1 protein-coding gene is annotated in these 474 nt (G+C 62.9%); it reads left to right on the forward strand.

Features of this window, described 5'->3' with window-relative positions; translation table 11 throughout:
- A partial coding sequence (locus NMQ16_RS19170; protein WP_257082568.1) for an EF-Tu/IF-2/RF-3 family GTPase occupies positions 1 to 436 on the forward strand: 436 nt, incomplete at its 5' end.
- Positions 437 to 474: the final 38 nt, after the last annotated feature.

The raw sequence follows: 474 nt of genomic DNA on the forward strand, positions 1-474 counted from the left end.
CACGGTCAAGACGACGTGCACCGGCGTTGAGATGTTCCGCAAGCTGCTGGACCAGGGCCAGGCAGGTGACAACGTCGGCGTGCTGCTGCGTGGCACCAAGCGTGAAGACGTGGAGCGTGGTCAGGTTCTGGCCAAGCCGGGTTCGATCAAGCCGCACACGCACTTCACGGCCGAGATTTACGTTCTGTCGAAGGACGAAGGCGGGCGTCACACGCCGTTCTTCAACGGTTATCGTCCGCAGTTCTACTTCCGCACGACGGACGTGACGGGCTCGATCGAACTGCCGGAGGGCACGGAGATGGTGATGCCGGGCGACAACGTATCGATCACGGTGAAGCTGATTGCGCCGATCGCGATGGAAGAAGGTCTGCGCTTTGCGATTCGCGAAGGCGGTCGTACGGTGGGCGCGGGCGTGGTTGCCAAGATCATCGCTTAAGCAGGTTGATGTGCCCCGGCCTGCGTGAGCCGGCCGGG

Origin of the sequence: Methyloversatilis sp. XJ19-49 (assembly GCF_024580145.1) — a bacterium.
Taxonomy (GTDB): Bacteria; Pseudomonadota; Gammaproteobacteria; order Burkholderiales; family Rhodocyclaceae; genus Methyloversatilis.